The sequence below is a fragment of the Variovorax sp. GW821-FHT09D05 genome (assembly GCF_059416325.1).
The window spans coordinates 265,030-281,900 of record NZ_JBWKOZ010000001.1 but is presented as its reverse complement, the minus strand read 5'-3'; the positions used below and the strand labels follow the sequence as shown (position 1 = coordinate 281,900).

22 protein-coding genes are annotated in these 16,871 nt (G+C 66.9%); 10 read left to right on the top strand and 12 right to left on the bottom strand.

Annotated elements, in window-relative coordinates; translation table 11 throughout:
• Nucleotides 1-61 precede the first annotated feature (61 nt).
• On the top strand, nucleotides 62-1,012 hold the full coding sequence (locus AC07O3_RS01275; RefSeq protein ID WP_256328887.1) for a bifunctional helix-turn-helix transcriptional regulator/GNAT family N-acetyltransferase: 951 nt from the start codon (nucleotides 62-64) through the stop codon (nucleotides 1,010-1,012).
• Between the two features lie 7 nt (nucleotides 1,013-1,019).
• On the opposite strand, the gene AC07O3_RS01270 is transcribed toward AC07O3_RS01275, so the two are convergent.
• The 4 genes from AC07O3_RS01270 to AC07O3_RS01255 form a co-directional block, all read right to left on the bottom strand.
• Complete coding sequence (locus tag AC07O3_RS01270; protein ID WP_093052117.1) at nucleotides 1,020-1,802, bottom strand: 3-hydroxybutyrate dehydrogenase; 783 nt, start codon at nucleotides 1,800-1,802, stop codon at nucleotides 1,020-1,022.
• 46 nt (nucleotides 1,803-1,848) lie between these two features.
• Nucleotides 1,849-2,598: an acetoacetate decarboxylase gene (locus AC07O3_RS01265; RefSeq protein WP_093052120.1), complete on the bottom strand. Its 750-nt coding sequence runs from the start codon at nucleotides 2,596-2,598 to the stop codon at nucleotides 1,849-1,851.
• Between the two features lie 78 nt (nucleotides 2,599-2,676).
• A complete protein-coding gene (locus AC07O3_RS01260; protein ID WP_093052123.1) occupies nucleotides 2,677-3,888 on the bottom strand; it encodes a patatin-like phospholipase family protein in 1,212 nt (403 codons plus the stop codon).
• 64 nt (nucleotides 3,889-3,952) lie between these two features.
• Entirely contained in the window at nucleotides 3,953-4,402 is a 450-nt protein-coding gene (locus AC07O3_RS01255; RefSeq protein WP_093052127.1) for a CHRD domain-containing protein, read from the bottom strand.
• A 135-nt stretch (nucleotides 4,403-4,537) separates the two neighbouring features.
• Here AC07O3_RS01255 and AC07O3_RS01250 point away from each other — a divergent pair, with 135 nt between their 5' ends.
• A complete protein-coding gene (locus AC07O3_RS01250; protein WP_495338374.1) occupies nucleotides 4,538-5,089 on the top strand; it encodes a DUF924 family protein in 552 nt (183 codons plus the stop codon).
• Nucleotides 5,090-5,097: 8 nt separating this feature from the next.
• Here AC07O3_RS01250 and AC07O3_RS01245 read toward each other — a convergent pair whose 3' ends face one another.
• Nucleotides 5,098-6,021, bottom strand: coding sequence for a YihY/virulence factor BrkB family protein (locus AC07O3_RS01245; protein WP_426392653.1), 924 nt, complete (start codon nucleotides 6,019-6,021; stop codon nucleotides 5,098-5,100).
• 85 nt (nucleotides 6,022-6,106) lie between these two features.
• Here AC07O3_RS01245 and AC07O3_RS01240 point away from each other — a divergent pair, with 85 nt between their 5' ends.
• The 4 genes from AC07O3_RS01240 to AC07O3_RS01225 are packed head-to-tail and all read left to right on the top strand — an operon-like array spanning nucleotide 6,107 to nucleotide 8,773.
• Nucleotides 6,107-6,676: a chromate transporter gene (locus AC07O3_RS01240; protein ID WP_093078117.1), complete on the top strand. Its 570-nt coding sequence runs from the start codon at nucleotides 6,107-6,109 to the stop codon at nucleotides 6,674-6,676.
• Entirely contained in the window at nucleotides 6,673-7,272 is a 600-nt protein-coding gene (locus tag AC07O3_RS01235; RefSeq protein WP_093053164.1) for a chromate transporter, read from the top strand. The genes AC07O3_RS01240 and AC07O3_RS01235 overlap by 4 nt, the downstream gene beginning before the upstream one ends.
• A gap of 39 nt (nucleotides 7,273-7,311) precedes the next feature.
• Nucleotides 7,312-8,283 carry an aldo/keto reductase gene (locus tag AC07O3_RS01230; RefSeq protein WP_354337857.1) on the top strand — a complete coding sequence of 324 codons (972 nt, stop codon included), beginning with the start codon at nucleotides 7,312-7,314 and terminating at the stop codon, nucleotides 8,281-8,283.
• Nucleotides 8,284-8,296: 13 nt separating this feature from the next.
• Entirely contained in the window at nucleotides 8,297-8,773 is a 477-nt protein-coding gene (locus AC07O3_RS01225) for a DUF3237 domain-containing protein (RefSeq protein ID WP_307614539.1), read from the top strand.
• Nucleotides 8,774-8,776: 3 nt separating this feature from the next.
• Here the strand turns inward: AC07O3_RS01225 and AC07O3_RS01220 are convergent, their stop codons facing one another.
• Nucleotides 8,777-9,298, bottom strand: a complete 522-nt coding sequence (locus AC07O3_RS01220) for a GNAT family N-acetyltransferase (protein ID WP_093078113.1) — start codon at nucleotides 9,296-9,298, stop codon at nucleotides 8,777-8,779.
• Between the two features lie 48 nt (nucleotides 9,299-9,346).
• Here AC07O3_RS01220 and AC07O3_RS01215 point away from each other — a divergent pair, with 48 nt between their 5' ends.
• The 3 genes from AC07O3_RS01215 (at nucleotide 9,347) to AC07O3_RS01205 (ending at nucleotide 11,530) form a co-directional block, all read left to right on the top strand.
• Nucleotides 9,347-9,937: a helix-turn-helix domain-containing protein gene (locus AC07O3_RS01215; protein WP_495338373.1), complete on the top strand. Its 591-nt coding sequence runs from the start codon at nucleotides 9,347-9,349 to the stop codon at nucleotides 9,935-9,937.
• 110 nt (nucleotides 9,938-10,047) lie between these two features.
• A complete protein-coding gene (locus AC07O3_RS01210) occupies nucleotides 10,048-10,218 on the top strand; it encodes a hypothetical protein (RefSeq protein WP_176928733.1) in 171 nt (56 codons plus the stop codon).
• Nucleotides 10,219-10,333: 115 nt separating this feature from the next.
• Nucleotides 10,334-11,530: an NAD(P)/FAD-dependent oxidoreductase gene (locus AC07O3_RS01205; protein ID WP_495338372.1), complete on the top strand. Its 1,197-nt coding sequence runs from the start codon at nucleotides 10,334-10,336 to the stop codon at nucleotides 11,528-11,530.
• Between the two features lie 12 nt (nucleotides 11,531-11,542).
• On the opposite strand, the gene rlmB is transcribed toward AC07O3_RS01205, so the two are convergent.
• The 4 genes from rlmB to AC07O3_RS01185 are packed head-to-tail and all read right to left on the bottom strand — an operon-like array spanning nucleotide 11,543 to nucleotide 14,578.
• The gene (gene rlmB / locus AC07O3_RS01200; RefSeq protein WP_007828317.1) at nucleotides 11,543-12,289 is read right to left on the bottom strand and encodes a 23S rRNA (guanosine(2251)-2'-O)-methyltransferase RlmB; all 747 of its coding nucleotides are present in this window, start codon (nucleotides 12,287-12,289) and stop codon (nucleotides 11,543-11,545) included.
• A 43-nt stretch (nucleotides 12,290-12,332) separates the two neighbouring features.
• Complete coding sequence (locus AC07O3_RS01195; protein ID WP_307614536.1) at nucleotides 12,333-13,316, bottom strand: inorganic phosphate transporter; 984 nt, start codon at nucleotides 13,314-13,316, stop codon at nucleotides 12,333-12,335.
• A gap of 4 nt (nucleotides 13,317-13,320) precedes the next feature.
• Entirely contained in the window at nucleotides 13,321-13,812 is a 492-nt protein-coding gene (locus tag AC07O3_RS01190; protein WP_093078108.1) for a hypothetical protein, read from the bottom strand.
• A gap of 55 nt (nucleotides 13,813-13,867) precedes the next feature.
• Nucleotides 13,868-14,578, bottom strand: a complete 711-nt coding sequence (locus AC07O3_RS01185) for an ABC transporter ATP-binding protein (RefSeq protein WP_093052161.1) — start codon at nucleotides 14,576-14,578, stop codon at nucleotides 13,868-13,870.
• 36 nt (nucleotides 14,579-14,614) lie between these two features.
• On the opposite strand from AC07O3_RS01185, the gene AC07O3_RS01180 reads away from it, so the two are divergent.
• Nucleotides 14,615-15,259: an arylesterase gene (locus AC07O3_RS01180; protein ID WP_176928734.1), complete on the top strand. Its 645-nt coding sequence runs from the start codon at nucleotides 14,615-14,617 to the stop codon at nucleotides 15,257-15,259.
• A gap of 65 nt (nucleotides 15,260-15,324) precedes the next feature.
• Here the strand turns inward: AC07O3_RS01180 and AC07O3_RS01175 are convergent, their stop codons facing one another.
• Together AC07O3_RS01175 and AC07O3_RS01170 are read right to left on the bottom strand one after the other, a co-directional pair.
• Nucleotides 15,325-15,528, bottom strand: a complete 204-nt coding sequence (locus AC07O3_RS01175; protein ID WP_093052173.1) for a hypothetical protein — start codon at nucleotides 15,526-15,528, stop codon at nucleotides 15,325-15,327.
• A gap of 114 nt (nucleotides 15,529-15,642) precedes the next feature.
• Complete coding sequence (locus AC07O3_RS01170) at nucleotides 15,643-16,836, bottom strand: PLP-dependent transferase (RefSeq protein ID WP_093052176.1); 1,194 nt, start codon at nucleotides 16,834-16,836, stop codon at nucleotides 15,643-15,645.
• Nucleotides 16,837-16,871 lie beyond the last annotated feature (35 nt).

The following is a 16,871-nucleotide window of genomic DNA, read 5'->3' as shown; positions in this document are numbered from 1 at the left end:
TCCTGTGACCGGGCCCCTTCGGGGCCTCAATTAATTGCCAAAGTCAACCTTCTGAATGACAATGGCAACCATGTCAGCCACTTTACCCTCCATCGACCCCGCCGCCGTCAAGGCGATCCGTCAATTCAACCGCTTCTACACCCGCCGCATCGGCGCCCTCGACCCCTACCTAGGCAGCGCCATGTCGTTGACCGACGTGCGCGTGCTGTACGAGCTGGCGCACCGCGAAGTGGCGGTCGCGAGCGAAATCGGGCGCGACCTCGGGCTCGACGCGGGCTACATGAGCCGCATCCTGCGCCGCTTCGAAAACGAAGGCTGGCTCACGCGCGAGCCGCATCCGCGCGATGCGCGCCAGAGCGTCCTGCGCCTGACCGAGGCCGGCCACGCCGCATTCGCGCCGCTGCAACAGAAATCGCGCGAAGAGGCCACCGCCCTGCTCGCCTCGCTCGCGCCGCCGCAGCGCCAGCAGCTGGTGCAGGCCATGGGCACGGTGCAGTCGCTGCTCGACCCCGAAGCCGCCCCGGCCAAGACCCAGGCCGCCATCCTGCGCGACCCGGCACCCGGCGACATCGGCTGGGTGGTGCAGCAGCACGGCGAGATCTATGCGCGCGAGTACGGCTGGAACAGCACCTTCGAGGCGCTGGTGGCCGGCATCGCGGGTGAGTTTTTGCTCAAGTTCCAGCCCGAGTGGGAGCGCTGCTGGATCGCCGAGCTCAACGGCGAGCGGGTGGGCGCGATCTTCGTGGTGCGCAAGTCGGCCGCGGTGGCGCAGCTGCGCCTGCTGATCCTCGCGCCCGCCGCGCGCGGGCTCGGCCTGGGCGGCAAGCTGGTGGACGAATGCATCGCCTTCGCGCGCCTCAAGGGCTACAAGAAGATGGTGCTGTGGACCAACAGCTGCCTGGTGGCCGCACGCGGCATTTACGCCAAGCGCGGCTTCCAGCTCACCAAGTCGGAGCCGCACGAGGGCTACGGCTCGCCACAGGTCGGTGAAACCTGGGAGTTGAAGCTGTAGCGTCTGCTTATTGCATGAACCAGCCGTGGCTCACCACCAGCGACTGGCCGGTGAGTGCATTGGTAGGGAAGCCCGCGAACAGCAGCGCGACGCGCGCCACGTCTTCCGTGGTCGTGAATTCGCCGTCGACCGTTTCCTTCAGCATCACGTTCTTGATGACTTCCTGCTCGCTGATGCCCAGGGTCTTGGCCTGCTCGGGAATCTGCTTTTCGACGAGCGGCGTGCGAACGAAGCCCGGGCAGATCACGTTGGCGCGCACGCCGTGCTTGGCGCCTTCCTTCGCGACCGTCTTGGCCAGGCCGATGAGACCGTGCTTGGCGGTGACGTAAGGAGCCTTCAGCAGCGAGGCTTCCTTCGAGTGCACCGAGCCCATGTAGATCACGCTGCCGCCGCGACCTTGTGCATACATGTGCTTCAGGCAAGCTTTCGTGGTGAGGAAGGCGCCGTCGAGGTGAATGGCGAGCATCTTCTTCCAGTCGGCGAAGCTGAACTCTTCCACCGGGTGAACGATCTGGATGCCGGCGTTGCTGATGAGGATGTCGATGCCGCCGAAGGCCGCAGCGCCCTCTTCGACCGAGGCGTTGACCTGGTCTTCGTTCGTCACGTCGACACCTACGCCGATGGCCTGTGCGCCCGTGGCCTTGAGCTCGGCCGCGGTGGCGTCGGCCGCTTCCTTGTTGAGGTCGGCAATGATGATCTTGGCGCCCTCCTGCGCGAACAGGATGGCGATTTCCTTGCCGATGCCGCTGGCCGAGCCAGTGATGTAGGCGACCTTGTCCTTGAGTTGCATGGTGATGTTCCTTGGTAAGAGTCGGGTTTGAAAAGGGCAGCAAGAATCAGGCGAGATAGTCGTGCTCGACCGTGCCGAGTGCGAGCGTCATGTCCGCGATGTAGTGCACGGCCGATTCGACCTTGAGCACCGGCAGGTCGGCCACGGGCGCCAGCGCATGCGGGTGCAGTTCGAGCGAGCCGGGCCCGCCCCATGCGCCGTGCAGCGTGACGTCGACCATGTGATAGCGCACCAGTTCGCAGATGCGCGCCGTGCCGTCGACGTGCGGAATGATCTTGAGCAGAAAGTTGGGTTGCGCAATGCCCGCGAGGATGGGCTCGGGGTCGAGCGCGCGGTGCTTGAAGCCCATCGTGGCCTTGGCGACGCGCACCTTGCCGTAGTCGAGCGTGCCGACCACCACGTCGGTCTCGTAGTCGAGCACCGGCGAGGCGAGCTTCTTCGGAAAGCCCCAGAGCTCGCGGCCGCCGGCAATGGGCGGATGGTCGTTGAGGTACATCGCGTGCACGTACGCGCCCTTCTCCACTCCCCTGGCGGTGCGCAGCTGCACCGGAATGACCTGGCCCGACTCGGTGTAGTCGCCGAAGCCGGTGGAGTCGGGCATGCGGATGAATTCGTACTTGACCAGCGGCTCGACCACTTCGAGCGGCTCGGGCACCACGGCGCGCAGGGCGTCCATGTCGGTGCGGTACGTGAGGATGAGAAATTCGCGCCGCACGAAGCGGTACGGGCCGGGCGGAAAGGCGGGATTGGTCAGCGGCATCGCGAATGCCGTTCGTCGCACATCTTCAATGTTCATGAAAACATTTCCTCCTGTTGAAGTGAAGTGACGGCCCAGTCTCGCGCTGGTTTCTTAGTTGAGGCTGAATCGTCCGTGTCAGCGCGACAGGCCCGGCCGCTTGACGCGCCCCGAGCCGTGCTCGCCAAGGTCGAAGGTGGTCACGCCGTTGACGGTTGCGTCGGCACGCAGCGTCTCGGGGTGGGCCAGCGTGTTGCGCATGTCGCGCGCGCCCGAATCCCAGTGCTCTTCAACGGCGGCGCGCGAGAACTCGTAGTCCTTGGACTCCAACTCGTAGGGCTTGTCGCGGTAGATCAGGTGGAAGATGTCTATGGGCTCGTGCGTGAGCTGCGACTGCACCGCGAGCACGCTCGGGTCGTTGCGCAGGCCTGCCGGCAGCTTGGAGATCAGGTCGGCAATCGCCTGCTGCAGGTTCATGTTGGCGGCCAGCGCATCGGTGTTCATGCGGGTGCGGCTGGAGTAGGTGATGTCCTTCTGCCGCTCCATCACGCCCGCCATGGTGCGCGGCATCTCGCCGCGCGCATTGAACAGGTCGACCTGCAGCACCACCAGCGGCTCGCTGCGCGGATGCGTGTCGAGCACGTACTGCAGCGGCGTGTTCGACACGATGCCGCCGTCCCAGTAGTCGTCGCCATCGATGCTGATTGGCGCGAAGCCCGGCGGCAGCGCGCCGCTGGCCATGATGTGCTCGGGCCCGATGAGCTGGCGCGTGTTGTCGAAGTACACCGAATTGCCGGTGCGCACATTGACCGCGCCCACGCTGAAGCGTGCCTCGCAGGCATTGATGCGGTCGAAGTCGACGAGGCGCTCCAGAGTGGACTTGAGGGCAGAGGTGTCGTAATAGCTCAGCAGCGGCGCCGCCCCGCCCATCAGGAAGGCCGGCGAGTACCGCGGCTCGAAGAAGCCCGGAATGCCCACCAGTGAGGCCATGGTGGCGCTGTACTGGTTCTGCAGGGCCCGGTCGCCCAGCCAAGAGGGCAGGCGCTGCGAGGGGCCCGAAGACACAAGGTGCCAGAACTCGCGCAGCCGGTCGACGCGCGTTTCCGGTGCATTGCCCGCAATCAGTGCCGCGTTGATGGCGCCGATGGAGACGCCGGCAATCCAGTGCGGCTGCAGCTCGGTTTCGCTGAGCGCCGCATACACGCCGGCCTGGTAGGCGCCGAGCGCGCCCCCACCCTGCAGCACCAGCGCCTTGCGGGCGGTGCGCATGTCTTCGCGGCGCGAAGCAAAAGGGTTGAGGGGCTTGGAGGAGGCGGCACGGGGTTTCTTCTTCGGTGGTGTCGTCGTCATGCGTTCATTTGACACCAGCCCCGCGACACCAACCTGACCAGGGGTTGTTGCCCCCGGGACGATGTCACATCTTCGGCAGCATCTGTCCGCGGATCTCGCCGCCCGGGTTGGCGGCGGTGTGCACGTTGGCGTACCACTTGCCCGCGGACAGGTCGGCGGCCTGTGCCGGCGTGAGCGTGGCCTGGCCTTCGATCGGGCTCGCCGGGTTGGCAAAGGGCAGCACCACGCCCGCATTGGCGCCCGCGGCGGCCGGGCCGTGGAAGTGCGCCATGGTGGCCGGACCGCTCAGGCCGGTGTAGGTGATCTTGTACTTGAGCACGTTGGTGTCGCGGTCGAGCCAGGCCTCGGCCATGCCGCTGCCGCGCGTCATGTTGGGCGGGACTTCGCTGGCTGCGTTCATCGCGCCGCTGAAGCTCGCGACGTTCGACTTCGACATCATTCCGCAGCCGACCAGCGCGGCACTGGCCACCCCGGTGATGAGGGCTGCGCGCAAAAGGGTGCCATATTTGGTCATGAGCTTGATCTCCTGAGTTATGAAAGCCTCCACAGCATAGGCAGCACGGCGGGCTTGGCTTGTCGGCCACCACCCCGACTTTGACGGCCGCCTAACGGCTGATAAAGGGCTGAAAGGCTGAAAGAAAATGCAACGATGACTTTCAACGCCCTCCCCACCGCCCGCGACGTGGTCGATTTCTGGCGCGAAGCCGGCCCGGACCGCTGGTTTGCCAAGAACGACGCCTTCGACGCCGACTTCGCCGCCCGCTTCTCGCACGCCCATCAGGCCGCAGCCCGCGGCGAGCTCGACCACTGGACATCCGATGCCGAAGGCGCCCTGGCCTTGCTGGTGCTGTTCGACCAGTTTCCCCGCAACACATGGCGCGGCAGCCCGCACATGCTGGCCACCGACGGCAAGGCGCTGACCGTGGCGAAGCAGGCAGTCGAATCAGGCTTCGACCTGCAGTGCGAGCCGGTGCTGCGACGTTTCTTCTACCTGCCCTTCATGCATTCCGAAGTGCTGGCCGAGCAGGAGCGCTCGGTCGAACTCAACGCGGCGCTCGACGCCAATACGCAGCGCTACGCGGTGCTGCACCGGGACATCATTGCGCGCTTCGGCCGCTTTCCGCACCGCAACAGGATGATGGGGCGCAGCACCACGGCGGAAGAGCAGAAGTACCTCGACGAAGGCGGCTTCGCCGGCTGAAGCGAGGCTCAGGTGTCGTTGTGCGGCAGCGGCACGTTGCGCGTCGGCGACGGGTTCAGGTCGGCGATGCCATTCGTGTCCTTCATCGAGCCGTAGGTACGCGCATAGACCCAGGTGAACTCGGCCCCCAGCAGGAATATCTGCGCCGAGTAGTAGACCCACACCAGCACCACCACCAGCGAGCCCGCCGCCCCGTAGCCCGAGGCCACGCTGCTCTTGCCGATGTACAGCCCGATCAGGTGCTTGCCCACGGTGAAGAGCAGCGCCGTGACTGCCGCCCCCACCCACACGTCGCGCCACTGCACCTTGGCGCGCGGCATGATCTTGTAGATCATCGCGAAGATCGCCGTCACCATCGCGAAGCTGAAGACGAAGTTGACGGCCTGCGCCGTTGTCTCCCACGCTCCGAACACCGGCGACCACCACTTGCCCAGGGCCGCGAGCGCCGCACTCGCCACCAGCGACACCATCAGCAAAAAGCCGATGCCCATGATCATGCTGAACGACAGCATCCGCACGCGCAGCATGTTGAACAGCCCCTTGTTCTTGGCGCGGGCCGGCGCGCGCCAGATGCGGTCGAGCGCGTCCTGCAGTTCGCCGAAGACGGTGGTGGCGCCCAGCACCAGCAGCCCGATGCCGATCACCGTGGCGACGATGCCTTCGGCCGGCTTGTTGACGGCCTTCAGCATGCCCTGCACCGCCGCCGCACCCTGCTCGCCCATCAGGCCCGAGAGCTGCGCGAAGATCTCGCCGCGCGCGGCCTCCTGCCCGAAGACCAGGCCGGCCACCGCAATCACGATCAGCAGCAGCGGTGCAATGGAGAACACAGTGTAGTAGGCCAGCGCGGCGCCCATGCTCGGGGCGTAATCGTTCGACCAGGAGTTGAAGGCCCGCTGGCAGAGATCGAAGAGTGCGCGCAGTTGCTTGACCATGCTGAAGTGTCCCTGTGGAATCGCCCGGCGCCATGTCGATCCGGCGCCCGGCATGTTGAAAGCGTGCCTACGATAATCGCTCCACATGCACCCGTCTCCCCCCGCTGCCCAGCCCCAGTCGCCACGCGACCTTTTTGTTTCATTCACCTGGCTCGCGTTGCAGGGCTTCGGCGGTGTGCTCGCCATCGTCCAGCGCGAGATGGTCGAGAAGAAGAAATGGCTCACGCCCGAGCAGTTCCTCGAAGACTGGGCAGTGGCGCAGGTGATGCCGGGTCCCAACGTGATCAACCTCGCGCTGATGATCGGCGACCGCTACTTCGGCTTGCGCGGCGCGCTCGCCGCCCTGGCGGGCATGTTGACCATCCCTCTGGTCGTCATCCTTGCGCTGGCCGTGCTGTATGCGCACTTCGCCGGCAACCCGCAGGTGGCGGCCGCGCTGCGCGGCATGGGCGCGGTGTCGGGCGGACTGATTGCCGCGACCGGCATCAAGCTGGTGCCGCAGCTGCGCAAGCATCCGCTGGGCTTTGCAACCTGCCTCTCCTTCATGGCGCTGGTGTTCGTGGCCATTGCGGTGTTCAAGATTCCGCTCGGATGGGTGCTGCTGGTGGTCGGCGGCGTCGCCTGCGTGTGGACCTGGAAGAAGATCGCGCCATGACCATCACGATGCAATGGCACGACTGGCTGGCCCTGTTCGGTCAATACGCGCTGCTGTCGCTGCTGTCGATCAGCGGCGCCATCACCACGGTGCCCGACATGCACCGCTACCTCGTGGTCCAGCACAGCTGGCTCACCGACGCGCAGTTCAGCTCCTCGATTGCCATCGCGCAGGCCGCGCCCGGCCCCAACGTGCTGTTCGTGGCGCTGATGGGCTGGAACGTCGGGCTCAACGCGGGCGGCGGCATCGGCGCCGGGCCCTCGGCCTGGCTGCTCGGCTTCTTCGGGCTGATGCTCACCATGGTCGGCATCATGCTGCCGAGCACCACCCTCACCTACTTCGCCACGCGCTGGGGCCACCGCAACCGCACGCGCCGAGAGGTGCGCGCCTTCAAGCAGGGCATGGCGCCCGTGGTGGTGGGCCTGCTGATTGCCACCGGCTGGGTGCTGGCTGCGGGAAACCATGCCGGCAATGCGCCTGCCTGGCACCTGTGGCTGCTGACCGGCGTTTCCGCCCTTATTGTCTGGCGCACGCGCATTCATCTGCTCTGGCTGCTCGGCGCCGGGGCGGCGCTGGGCGCCGTGGGCTTCGTCTGATCCTTCGTCTCATCCCTTTCTTCTTCAGGAACACTCGACATGTCGCAACTCCGCCCGCTCGGCCGCTCCGGCCTCCTGGTTTCCCCGCTCGCCTTCGGCGGCAACGTGTTCGGCTGGACCGTCGACGAAGCTGCGTCGTTCAAGCTGCTCGATGCCTGGCTTGATGCGGGCTTCAACTTCGTGGACACCGCGGACGTGTATTCGGCATGGGTGCCGGGCCACACCGGCGGCGAGTCGGAGACGATCATCGGCAAGTGGCTCAAGCACAGCGGCAAGCGCAACCGCGTGGTGCTGGCCACCAAGGTCGGCAAGCCGATGGGCGAAGGCAAGGTGGGCCTGGCACCAAAGTACATCCGCGAAGCCGTCGAGGCCTCGCTCAAGCGCCTGCAGACGGACTACATCGACCTCTACCAGTCGCACGACGACGATGCCAGCACGCCTCTCGAAGAATCGCTCGGCGCCTTCGACGACCTGATCAAGGAAGGCAAGGTGCGCGCCATCGGCGCCTCGAACTACAGCGCGCCGCGGCTGGCCGAAGCGCTCGACGTGTCGGAACGCCTGGGCATCGCCCGCTATGAAAGCCTGCAGCCGCTGTACAACCTGTACGACCGCGCCGTGTTCGAAGATGCGCTGGAGCCGCTGTGCATCAAGCGCGAAGTGGGCGTGATCAACTTCTACGCTCTGGCCGCCGGCTTCCTCACGGGCAAGTACCGCACCGAGGCCGATGCCGCCAAGAGCGCGCGCGGCGCCAACACCACGAAGAAGTACCTCAACGAGCGCGGCCTGCGCATCCTCGACGCACTCGACAAGGTGGCCCAGCAGTACAACGCCAAGCCGGGCCAGGTCGCCATCGCCTGGCAGATCGCTCGGCCGGGCGTGACGGCGCCCATTGCCAGCGCCACCTCCATCGCGCAGCTCGAAGAGCTCGTGGTCGCGACGCAGCTGAAGCTCGACGCGGGCACCATCGAGATGCTGGACCGCGCCAGCGCCGAAGCAAAACCCGCTGCCTGAGCGGCTCCCGGCGATGAGCGTGTTCGACACCATTGCAGCGCCCGCACTCGAGCACTTCGTCGACCTGCGCGTCGAGGTGGGCGTGCCGCAGGTGCTGGGCAACAGCCCGCGCGGACTGCGCCGCGTGGTGCCGATCACGGGCGGCGAAGCCATCGGCCACGGCTGGCGGGCGCGCGTGCTGCCGGGCGGCAGCGACTTTCAGCTGATAGTGAGCGACACGCTCTCCGAGCTCGATGCGCGCTATGGACTGGAGACCGATGCCGGCGATATGGTCTACGTGCAGAACCATGCAGTGCGTTCGGCCTCGCCCGAGGTGATGGGCAAGCTGCTGCGCGGCGAGCCGGTCGATCCGTCGCAGGTGTACTTTCGCTGCAGCCCGCGCTTCGAGACCGCCTCGCCTTCGCTGAAGTGGATCAACGAGCGCATGTTCGTCGGCGCCGGTGTGCGCCACCCGGCCGAGGTGGTGATGCGCTTCTTCGCGCTGGTCTAGCTGCTAACCGTCGACCGGATTCATCGGCGTCGCAAGAATGCGCTGGTAGAAGGCCACGTCGAGCCAGCGGCCGAACTTGAAACCGGCCTGCCGCACCGTGCCCGAATGCTCGAAGCCCAGGCGCTCGTGCAGCGCGATGCTGCCGGCGTTGGCTGCATCGATGGCACCGACCATCACGTGCACGTCGCGCGCGATGGCCTCGGCAATGATCGCCTCCATCAGCGTGCGGCCCAGGCCCTCGCCGCGGTGCGCGCTGTCGACATAGACCGAGTGTTCCACCGTGTACTTGTAGGCGGGAAAGGCACGGAACGTGCCGTAGCTGGCGAAACCCAGCAGCTTGCCGGCATCGTCCACGGCACCTATCACGGGAAAGCCGTTGGCGCGCTTGGTGGCAAACCACGCGACCATGTTCTCTGGCGTGCGCGGCTTGTAGTCGTACAGCGCGGTAGAAGTGACGATGGCCTCGTTGAGGATGGCCAGGATCGCGGCGGAGTGCGCTTCTTCTGTGCAGGGGATGAGACGCATGGTGTCCTCGTTGAAATTTCGTTCAATATAGGAGAATAATAATCTCATATGAGAAACGATTCATCTCCTGCCGACACGCCCGGCCAGAACATCGACATGCTCATCGCCACCCGGCTGCTGGCGCTGAGGCAGGCGCAAGCACTGAGCCTCGCGGAGCTGGCTGAGCGTTCGGGCGTGAGCAAGGCCATGATTTCCAAGGTGGAGCGTGCGCAGAGCAGCCCCACGGCCGTGCTGCTGGGCCGGCTGGCCGCCGGGCTCGGGGTGCCGCTGGCGCAGCTCCTGACGGAAGAGAAAGAGCAGCCACAGCGCCTGCGCACGCGCGCCGAGCAAGAAATCTGGCGCGACCCGAAAGCCGGCTACCTGCGGCGCCAGGTCGCCGAGCGTCATGCGGGCAGCGGCGTCGAGTTGGTCGAGGTCGAGCTGCCGCGCTCGGCACAGGTCGACTACCCGCGCTGGAGCGGCAAGCCCCACCGGCAATGCCTGTGGATGCTCGAAGGCGCGCTGCGGGTGGACTATGGCGACGAGCGCTTCGAACTCGCACCGGGCGACTGCCTCGACTTCGGCGTGGACCGGCCGCTGGTCTTCAGGGCGCTGGGGCGCACCGCCTGCCGCTATCTGCTGGCGGCAAGCCCGGAGTAGCCGCACGCGCAGGGTAGGCAAGCTCCGACACGCACTGGCGGTCGACGCCTGTGCGGCACCTGCCACCCCTCGGGATACTGCAAGGCATCTCAGCTTCCAGAGGAACGACGATGTCATTCGCGCTCTACATGATCGGTTTCGTGATCTTCCTGGGCGGCCTCATCTGGGGCGCCTCCGTCGCCGGCGTGCCGACGCTCTACATCGGCATCGGGGCGGTGATCCTGCTGGGGATCGGCATCTTCAGCGCGGTGAGCCGCACGCGTGGCAAGGATCCGTCCTGACCGGCCGGGTGCATCCAGCAGGTTCACACAGGCTTCACGCCGCACGCACATGGCGTAGCTAACTTCGCATGCGCACCGCAGACCGCGGTGCGCATCGAATCCAGTTGGCTGTCCCATGCACACTTCTTCCAGCTTCTTTTCTCCCCTCGCCTCCTCATCCTGCGCAGCGCCCCAGCCGGCCCCGGCTCCGGCAGCAAGCCCCGGCAACATCAAGGTCGACCTTCTCGTCGTGGGCGCGAGCTTTGCGGGCCTGGCCTGTGCCCGGGCCGCGGCCCTTGCAGGCCTCAGCGTGATGGTGCTGGAGAAGAAGACCACCGCCGGCGCCAAGCTGCACACCACCGGCATCATCGTCAAGGACGCGGTCGACAGCGTGCCGTGGCTGGCCGAAGTGCCACTCGCGCTAGTGCGCCGCATCGAAGGCGTGCGGCTCTATGCGCCCAACATGCGCCATGTCGACCTGCATGCGCCGGGCTACTGGTTCTGGGCCACCGACGCGCCCGCCCTGCTCGACTGGATGGTCGGCTCGGCCCGCGCCAGCGGCGTCGACGTGCGGCTGGGCACGCTGTTCGAGCAGGCGCTGTGGCTCAACGGCCGGTGGGAAGTGCCGGTGACGCAAGGGCCCTGCATCACGGCCACCTACCTCGTGGGCGCTGACGGCCCCCACTCGCGCGTTGCCAAGGCCCTGGGCCTGTCGCGCAACACGCGCTTCCTCTACGGCATCGAGCACGAGTACCAGGGCGCGCGTATGGCGCCCGGCCTGCTGCATTGCTTCATCGACCGCAAGCTCGCGCCCGGCTATATCGGCTGGGCGCTCGACGGGGTCGGCGTGAGCCAGATCGGGCTGGCGCGCCGCATGGTGCACGACAGCGCGGGCGCACTGAAGCTCGATCCGCTGCTGCGCAAGATTGCCTCGGTGGTCACGCCCGGCGACGCCCCGCCGGTCGCGGTGCGCGCGGGAATGATCCCGTGCGGCGGCGTGCTGCCGGTGGTGGCGCGCGAGCGGGCCCTGCTGGTGGGCGATGCGGCGGGCATGGTGTCGCCAGTGACTGCCGGCGGTATCCACACAGCGCTGCTGCACGGGGAGCGCGCGGGCGAGGCCGTAGCGCGCTTCGTGCGCGGCGAGGCCGGCGACCCGGCCACGTGGTTCGTTCGTGGCTACCCGGGCTTCCGGCTCAAGCGCGCGCTGCGCTGGGCCTTCGACCATTTCCAGAGCGACTGGATGTTCAACCACCTGCTGGGCACGCCGCAGATGCGACGGGTGGCGGAGCTCATCTACTTCCACCGCAAGGGTGGATCGCTGCCCAAAAGCTAAAAGAGACGGCGCTCAGGCGCCGCGCTGGCGCATCGCCTCGTAGAGGCACACGCCACTGGCCACCGAGACATTCAGGCTCTCGACCGCACCGGCCATCGGAATGCTCACCAGCTCGTCGCAGGTCTTGCGCGTGAGCTGCCGCATGCCTTCGCCTTCGGCGCCCAGCACCAGCGCCAGCGGGCGCTTGAAGTCGCTCTGGTAGATGGTGCCCGGCGCGTCGTCGCTGGTGCCCACGCACCAGATATTGCGTTCCTTGAGTTCGTTCAGGGTGCGCGCGAGGTTGGTGACCATGAAGTAAGGCACCGTCTCGGCCGCGCCGCTCGCCACCTTGGCCACGGTGGCGTTGATGCCGGCCGCGTGGTCCTTGGGCGCGATGACCGCATGCGCGCCGGCGCCATCGGCCACGCGCAGGCAGGCGCCGAGGTTGTGCGGGTCGGTCACGCCATCGAGCACCAGCAGCAGGGGCACGGTGCCGGCCTCTTCGAGGCCCTCGAGCAGTTCGTCGAGCGAGCGGACCTGGGCCACGGGTTCAACCCGTGCCACCACGCCCTGGTGGCCGTGGCTGCCGCTGAGCTTGGACAGCCGCAGGCCGTCGGCCTCGACCAGCCGCACACCGGCTTCCTGCGCACGCGCGATGAACTGTTTCATGCGCGCATCGCGCCGGCTGGCGTCGAACATCACTTCGAGCACCGATTTAGGCGCGGTCTTGATGCGCACGCCCACGGCATGGAAGCCGAAGATCACTTTGGGGGAAGACATCCCTGGATTATCCCTACCCCCGGGACCTGGCCATTTCGCGTGGTCAGGCGATCGGCAAACCACTGAGCGCGCGGGTGCGCTCGTCGTGCAGTTCCTGCACCGCCAGCGCGCTCGGATGCACCTTCGCACCGTTGCCCACGCTCTCCAGGTACTGGCAGGCCGCATGGCCCTCGGCTGCCTTTTCGTAGCGCGCGATCCAGGCGTCGCGCGCAGGCAGCTTCTCGGGCGACACCGGCCATATGCCCGGCTGGGGCCGCATGTGTTCGCCGATGCCGATGCGCCAGGGCTTGGCGCTCACCCGGGCACGAAAGCATTTCTGGTTGCGGCACATGCGTGCGTAGACCTTGTCGACACCCATTGCATGAAAGCAGTCGGCCACCGCGGTGTCGGCCGGATCGAAGACGTCGTGCATCGCCAGCACCCGGAAGCCCGCGGGCGTGCGGTAGATGCGCAGGTGCCAGTCGGGGTGCTGCTGCATGAAGCGCCCGATGCGCTCGGCCGCCCGCTTCTCAGGCGCGGGGTTGCCGCTGTGCTCGCCGCGCTTCTTGCGCTGGCCGATGACCCATGCCACGACGAAAACCACGATGCCCGCGATCAGCCCGCCCAGCCAGGTCTTGGCGGCCCAGCCGCCGACCACCCCGGCGATCAGCGCCGGCACCAGCGCAAAGCCGAACACGCTGCCGCGCAAGGGCTCCTCGAAGTCAATGTCGACGAACAGCACGTCGGGCGTGTTGAGGCAGCGCGCGCCGTAGGTGTTGCGCGTGATGACGGTGTCGCCCTGGCGCTCGACGATTTCCTCGCGGATCGGCATGCCGTCGGCGCCGTTGTAGGGCATCTTGCGTTCGCGGCGCTCGAGCTTCTCGCCCTTGTGGACGATGCGATCGAAGGCATCGCGCGTGCGCTGGTCGGCGTGCGCCTGCGCGGCCAGCGGGCTCTCGTCGGACCAGCCGAAGCGGCGCACGGTGAACTGCTTGCCGGCCACGCTCTCCTGGATACGGCCTTCGGCCCAGAACTGGGGAACGATCATCGACTCAAGCCTTTCCGGCAATCAACAACCAGGCCATGACCGCCGCCAGCACGATGATCAACGCCGGCAGCCATTTGTAGCCGTCGCCATGCACGCGGCCCGGTTCCTCCATCTGGCGGCGGGGCATGTGCTGGGTCAGGGGGCTGAAACTTCCGAGCGCCGGATCGTCATGGTTGTCGACCAGCCGCTTGGCCGCAGACAGGCTCAGGCCCGTGGCTTCGCGCGTGAGGCGGATGGCCTCGATCTTGTTGCCCTGGGCCAGGGCTGCGAGTGCGATGGAGGGCATGGAGGCGAAGCCGCGGTCCTGCATGGCGGCGGCAGGCGCACCGCGTCCGCTGGCTTCGCCTTCTCCCCGCTCCAGCCTGTCGGCGTAGCGATCGACAGCGTCCTTGGCCGACTTGAGGTCCACGCCCGTGCGGGCGCGCACGATCTTGATGGCCTCGATCATCCTGCCGCGCTGCAGCGCCAGGACGGCGTCGGGCGGAAGCTCCTCCATGAATATCTCCTGTGTGGCTGGCTATTTACTTATGTTTAATAGCTTATTGCGCTTGTCAGGCGGGCGCCAGAGCCACTTTTTCATTAAGTGCGACACGACCGGCCTCGATGGTGATGCGTCGCTCGCATCGGGCCGCGATGCCCCGGTCGTGGGTGACGAGCACGAGCGTGGTGCCGAGTTCGCGATTGAGGTCGAACATCAGCCGCATCACCTGCTCGCCGGTGGCGAAGTCGAGGCTGCCGGTGGGCTCGTCGGCCAGCAGCAGCGCCGGCTGCACCACGAAGGCGCGGGCCAGCGCCACGCGCTGCTGCTCGCCGCCCGAAAGCACCTTGGGGTAGTGCCCGAGCCGCTGGCCAAGGCCGACGCGGCCGAGCATTTCGGTGGCGGCCTTGCGCGCATCCTTGCGGTTGGCCAGCTCCAGCGGCAGCATCACGTTTTCGAGCGCGCTCAGGTTGCCCAGCAGCTGGAAGCTCTGGAACACGAAGCCCACGCGCTGCGCGCGCACGGCGGCGCGCTCGTCCTCGTCGATGGCGAAGATGTCTTCGCCGGCGATGCGCACCGTACCGCGCGTGGGCGTGTCCAGCCCCGCGATGATCGACAGCAGAGTGCTCTTGCCGGAGCCCGAGGCGCCGACGATGGCTGCGGTTTCCCGCGCGCCGAGGGTGAAATCGATGTCCTGCAGAATGTCCAGCGTGCCGGCCGAATCGGTGACGGACTTGAAGACATGCTCGACGGCGACAATTGCATCAGACGGGGGTTGGGACATGGAAAGGCTTTGGTTTTGAATCGACGTGACTTTATCTTGACCACCGCCGCGCTCGGCAGCGCGGGGCTATGGACGACCGCGGCGCAGGCCCAGGCTCAGGCCCAAGTACCGATGGCTGGCAAGCCGGTGATCCTGGTGCTCGGCGATTCGCTGAGCGCAGAGTACGGCCTCAAGCGCGGCGAAGGCTGGGTACCCTTGCTGGAAAAAAGGCTTGCGCAGCAGAAGATCGCGGCCACCGTGGTCAACGCCAGCATCAGCGGCGACACCAGCTCCGGCGGGCGCTCGCGCCTTGCTTCGCTGCTGGCGCAGCACAAGCCCAGCCACGTGGTGCTGGAGCTCGGCGCCAACGACGCGCTGCGCGGCCTGCCGCTCTCCGACACCGAAAGCAACCTGATGCAGATCACCAAGGCCGCGCAGGCCGCGGGCGCGAAGGTGCTGATCGTCGGCATCCAGGTGCCGCCGAACTATGGCGGCGACTACACGCGGCGCTTCGAGGCGGTGTTCTCCAAGGTGGCGGGCGCGACCAAGTCCGCGCTCGTGCCCTTCCTGCTCAAGGGCGTGGCCGATGCGCCTGACGCGCTCTCGCTGTTCCAGGCCGACCGCATCCACCCGACGGCCGCGGCGCAGCCGCAACTGCTGGACAACGTCTGGCCCGAGCTGCGCAAGCTGCTGCCGAAATAATCAAGAAAAAAGCCGCCGCAGGCGCAGGCCTGCGGCGGCTTCTTGATGGGTACGCCAGGAGCGGATCAACCGTTCTTGGTGGGCAACTCGGGCACCGTGGGTGGATCGCGTTCGAGCGAGGCCACGTCGGTTTCCGGATCTCCGGGGGCCAAGCCGTCGCTGCTCGGATTGAGTTTGCGGTTCGCCTTTTCCCGGAGCTTTTCTTCCTTCTTCTTCTTCTTGGCCAGCTCTTTCTGGCGCTTCTCGTAGCCGTAATTGGGTGTTGCCACTGCTTCTCCTTGGGCGAGGCAGTCAGGGTGACTGCGCGTGGCCTACTGTAAGCGATAACGGTGCAGTCCCAAGACGGTACCCACTGACGCTCCCAGAGAGCGAGAAGCGATTTTTTACATCCGCGCCAGCGCCTGCTGCAAGTCGGCGCGCAGGTCCTCCACATCTTCGAGGCCGATCGAAAAACGAACGAGCGTGCCCTTGTAAGGCCAGCGTGCCACGGAGGCATCGCGCATCAGGCCGATGTCGTACGGCACCACCAGGCTGATGGGACCGCCCCACGAATAGCCGAGGCGGAACAGCTGCAGGCTGTCGCAGAAACGGTCGACCTGCTCGGTGCTGTAGCGCTCGTCGAACACCACCGAGAACAGGCCTGCGGCCAGGTCGGTCGCGCCACACAGCGCGCGCCAGTGCACGTGCCCGGGCGAGTCTTCGAGCGCGGGGTGCAGCACCTGCGCGATCTCGTCGCAGCCGTTGAGCCAGCCGGCCAACTCGCGCGCCGCGCGGTCGTGAGCGGCATAGCGCAACGCGATGCTGGGCAGCGAGCGCAGCAACGTCTCTACGTCGCCCACACCAATGCCGAAGCCCATGCGCATGTGCGTGAGCTTGAGCGCGCGGTGCAGCCGCTCGTCGCGCGTGATCACGCTGCCCATGAGCACGTCGCCGCCGCCGCTCGGGTACTTGGTGAGCGCGTGCACCGAGATGTCGACGCCCTGCCCGCTGTCGTTGAAATCGAAAGGCGCAAAGGCCAGGCCCGCGCCCCAGGTGTTGTCGAGCGCGGTCATCACGCCGCGCGCGCGGCAAACGTTCACGAGCGCAGGCAAGTCGGGAAACTCCATCGTCACCGAACCCGCCGCCTCGACCCAGACCAGCCGCGTGCGGTCCGACAGCTTGGCCGCGAGGTCGGCCGGATTCATCGCGTCGTACATGCGATGGGTAATGCCGAAATTCGCCAGTTCGCCGGTGGCCAGCGCCTTGTTGGGACCGTAGGCGTTGTCGGGGATCAGCACCTCGTCGCCGGTCTTGAGGAAGGCGAACGACACCAGCGAGATGGCCGCCAGCCCGCTGGGCACGAGCAGGCATTCGGTGCCGCCTTCGAGCGTGGCCAGGCGCTCTTCGAGCGTGAAGGTGGTGGGCGTGCCGTGCAGGCCGTAGGTGTAGCCAGCCTTGGTGCGCCAGTCGCGCGCGCGCATGGCGGCCACGTCGGCGAAGAACACGGTCGATGCCTTGAACACGCCGGGCTGCGGCGCGGCGAAGGTGGCTGGCGGAACGTAGGGGTGGTGGATCAGGGTCGTGGAAGGCTTGCTCATGGAGCGATGCTAGCGCGAGCGCCGCATCCGGGGAT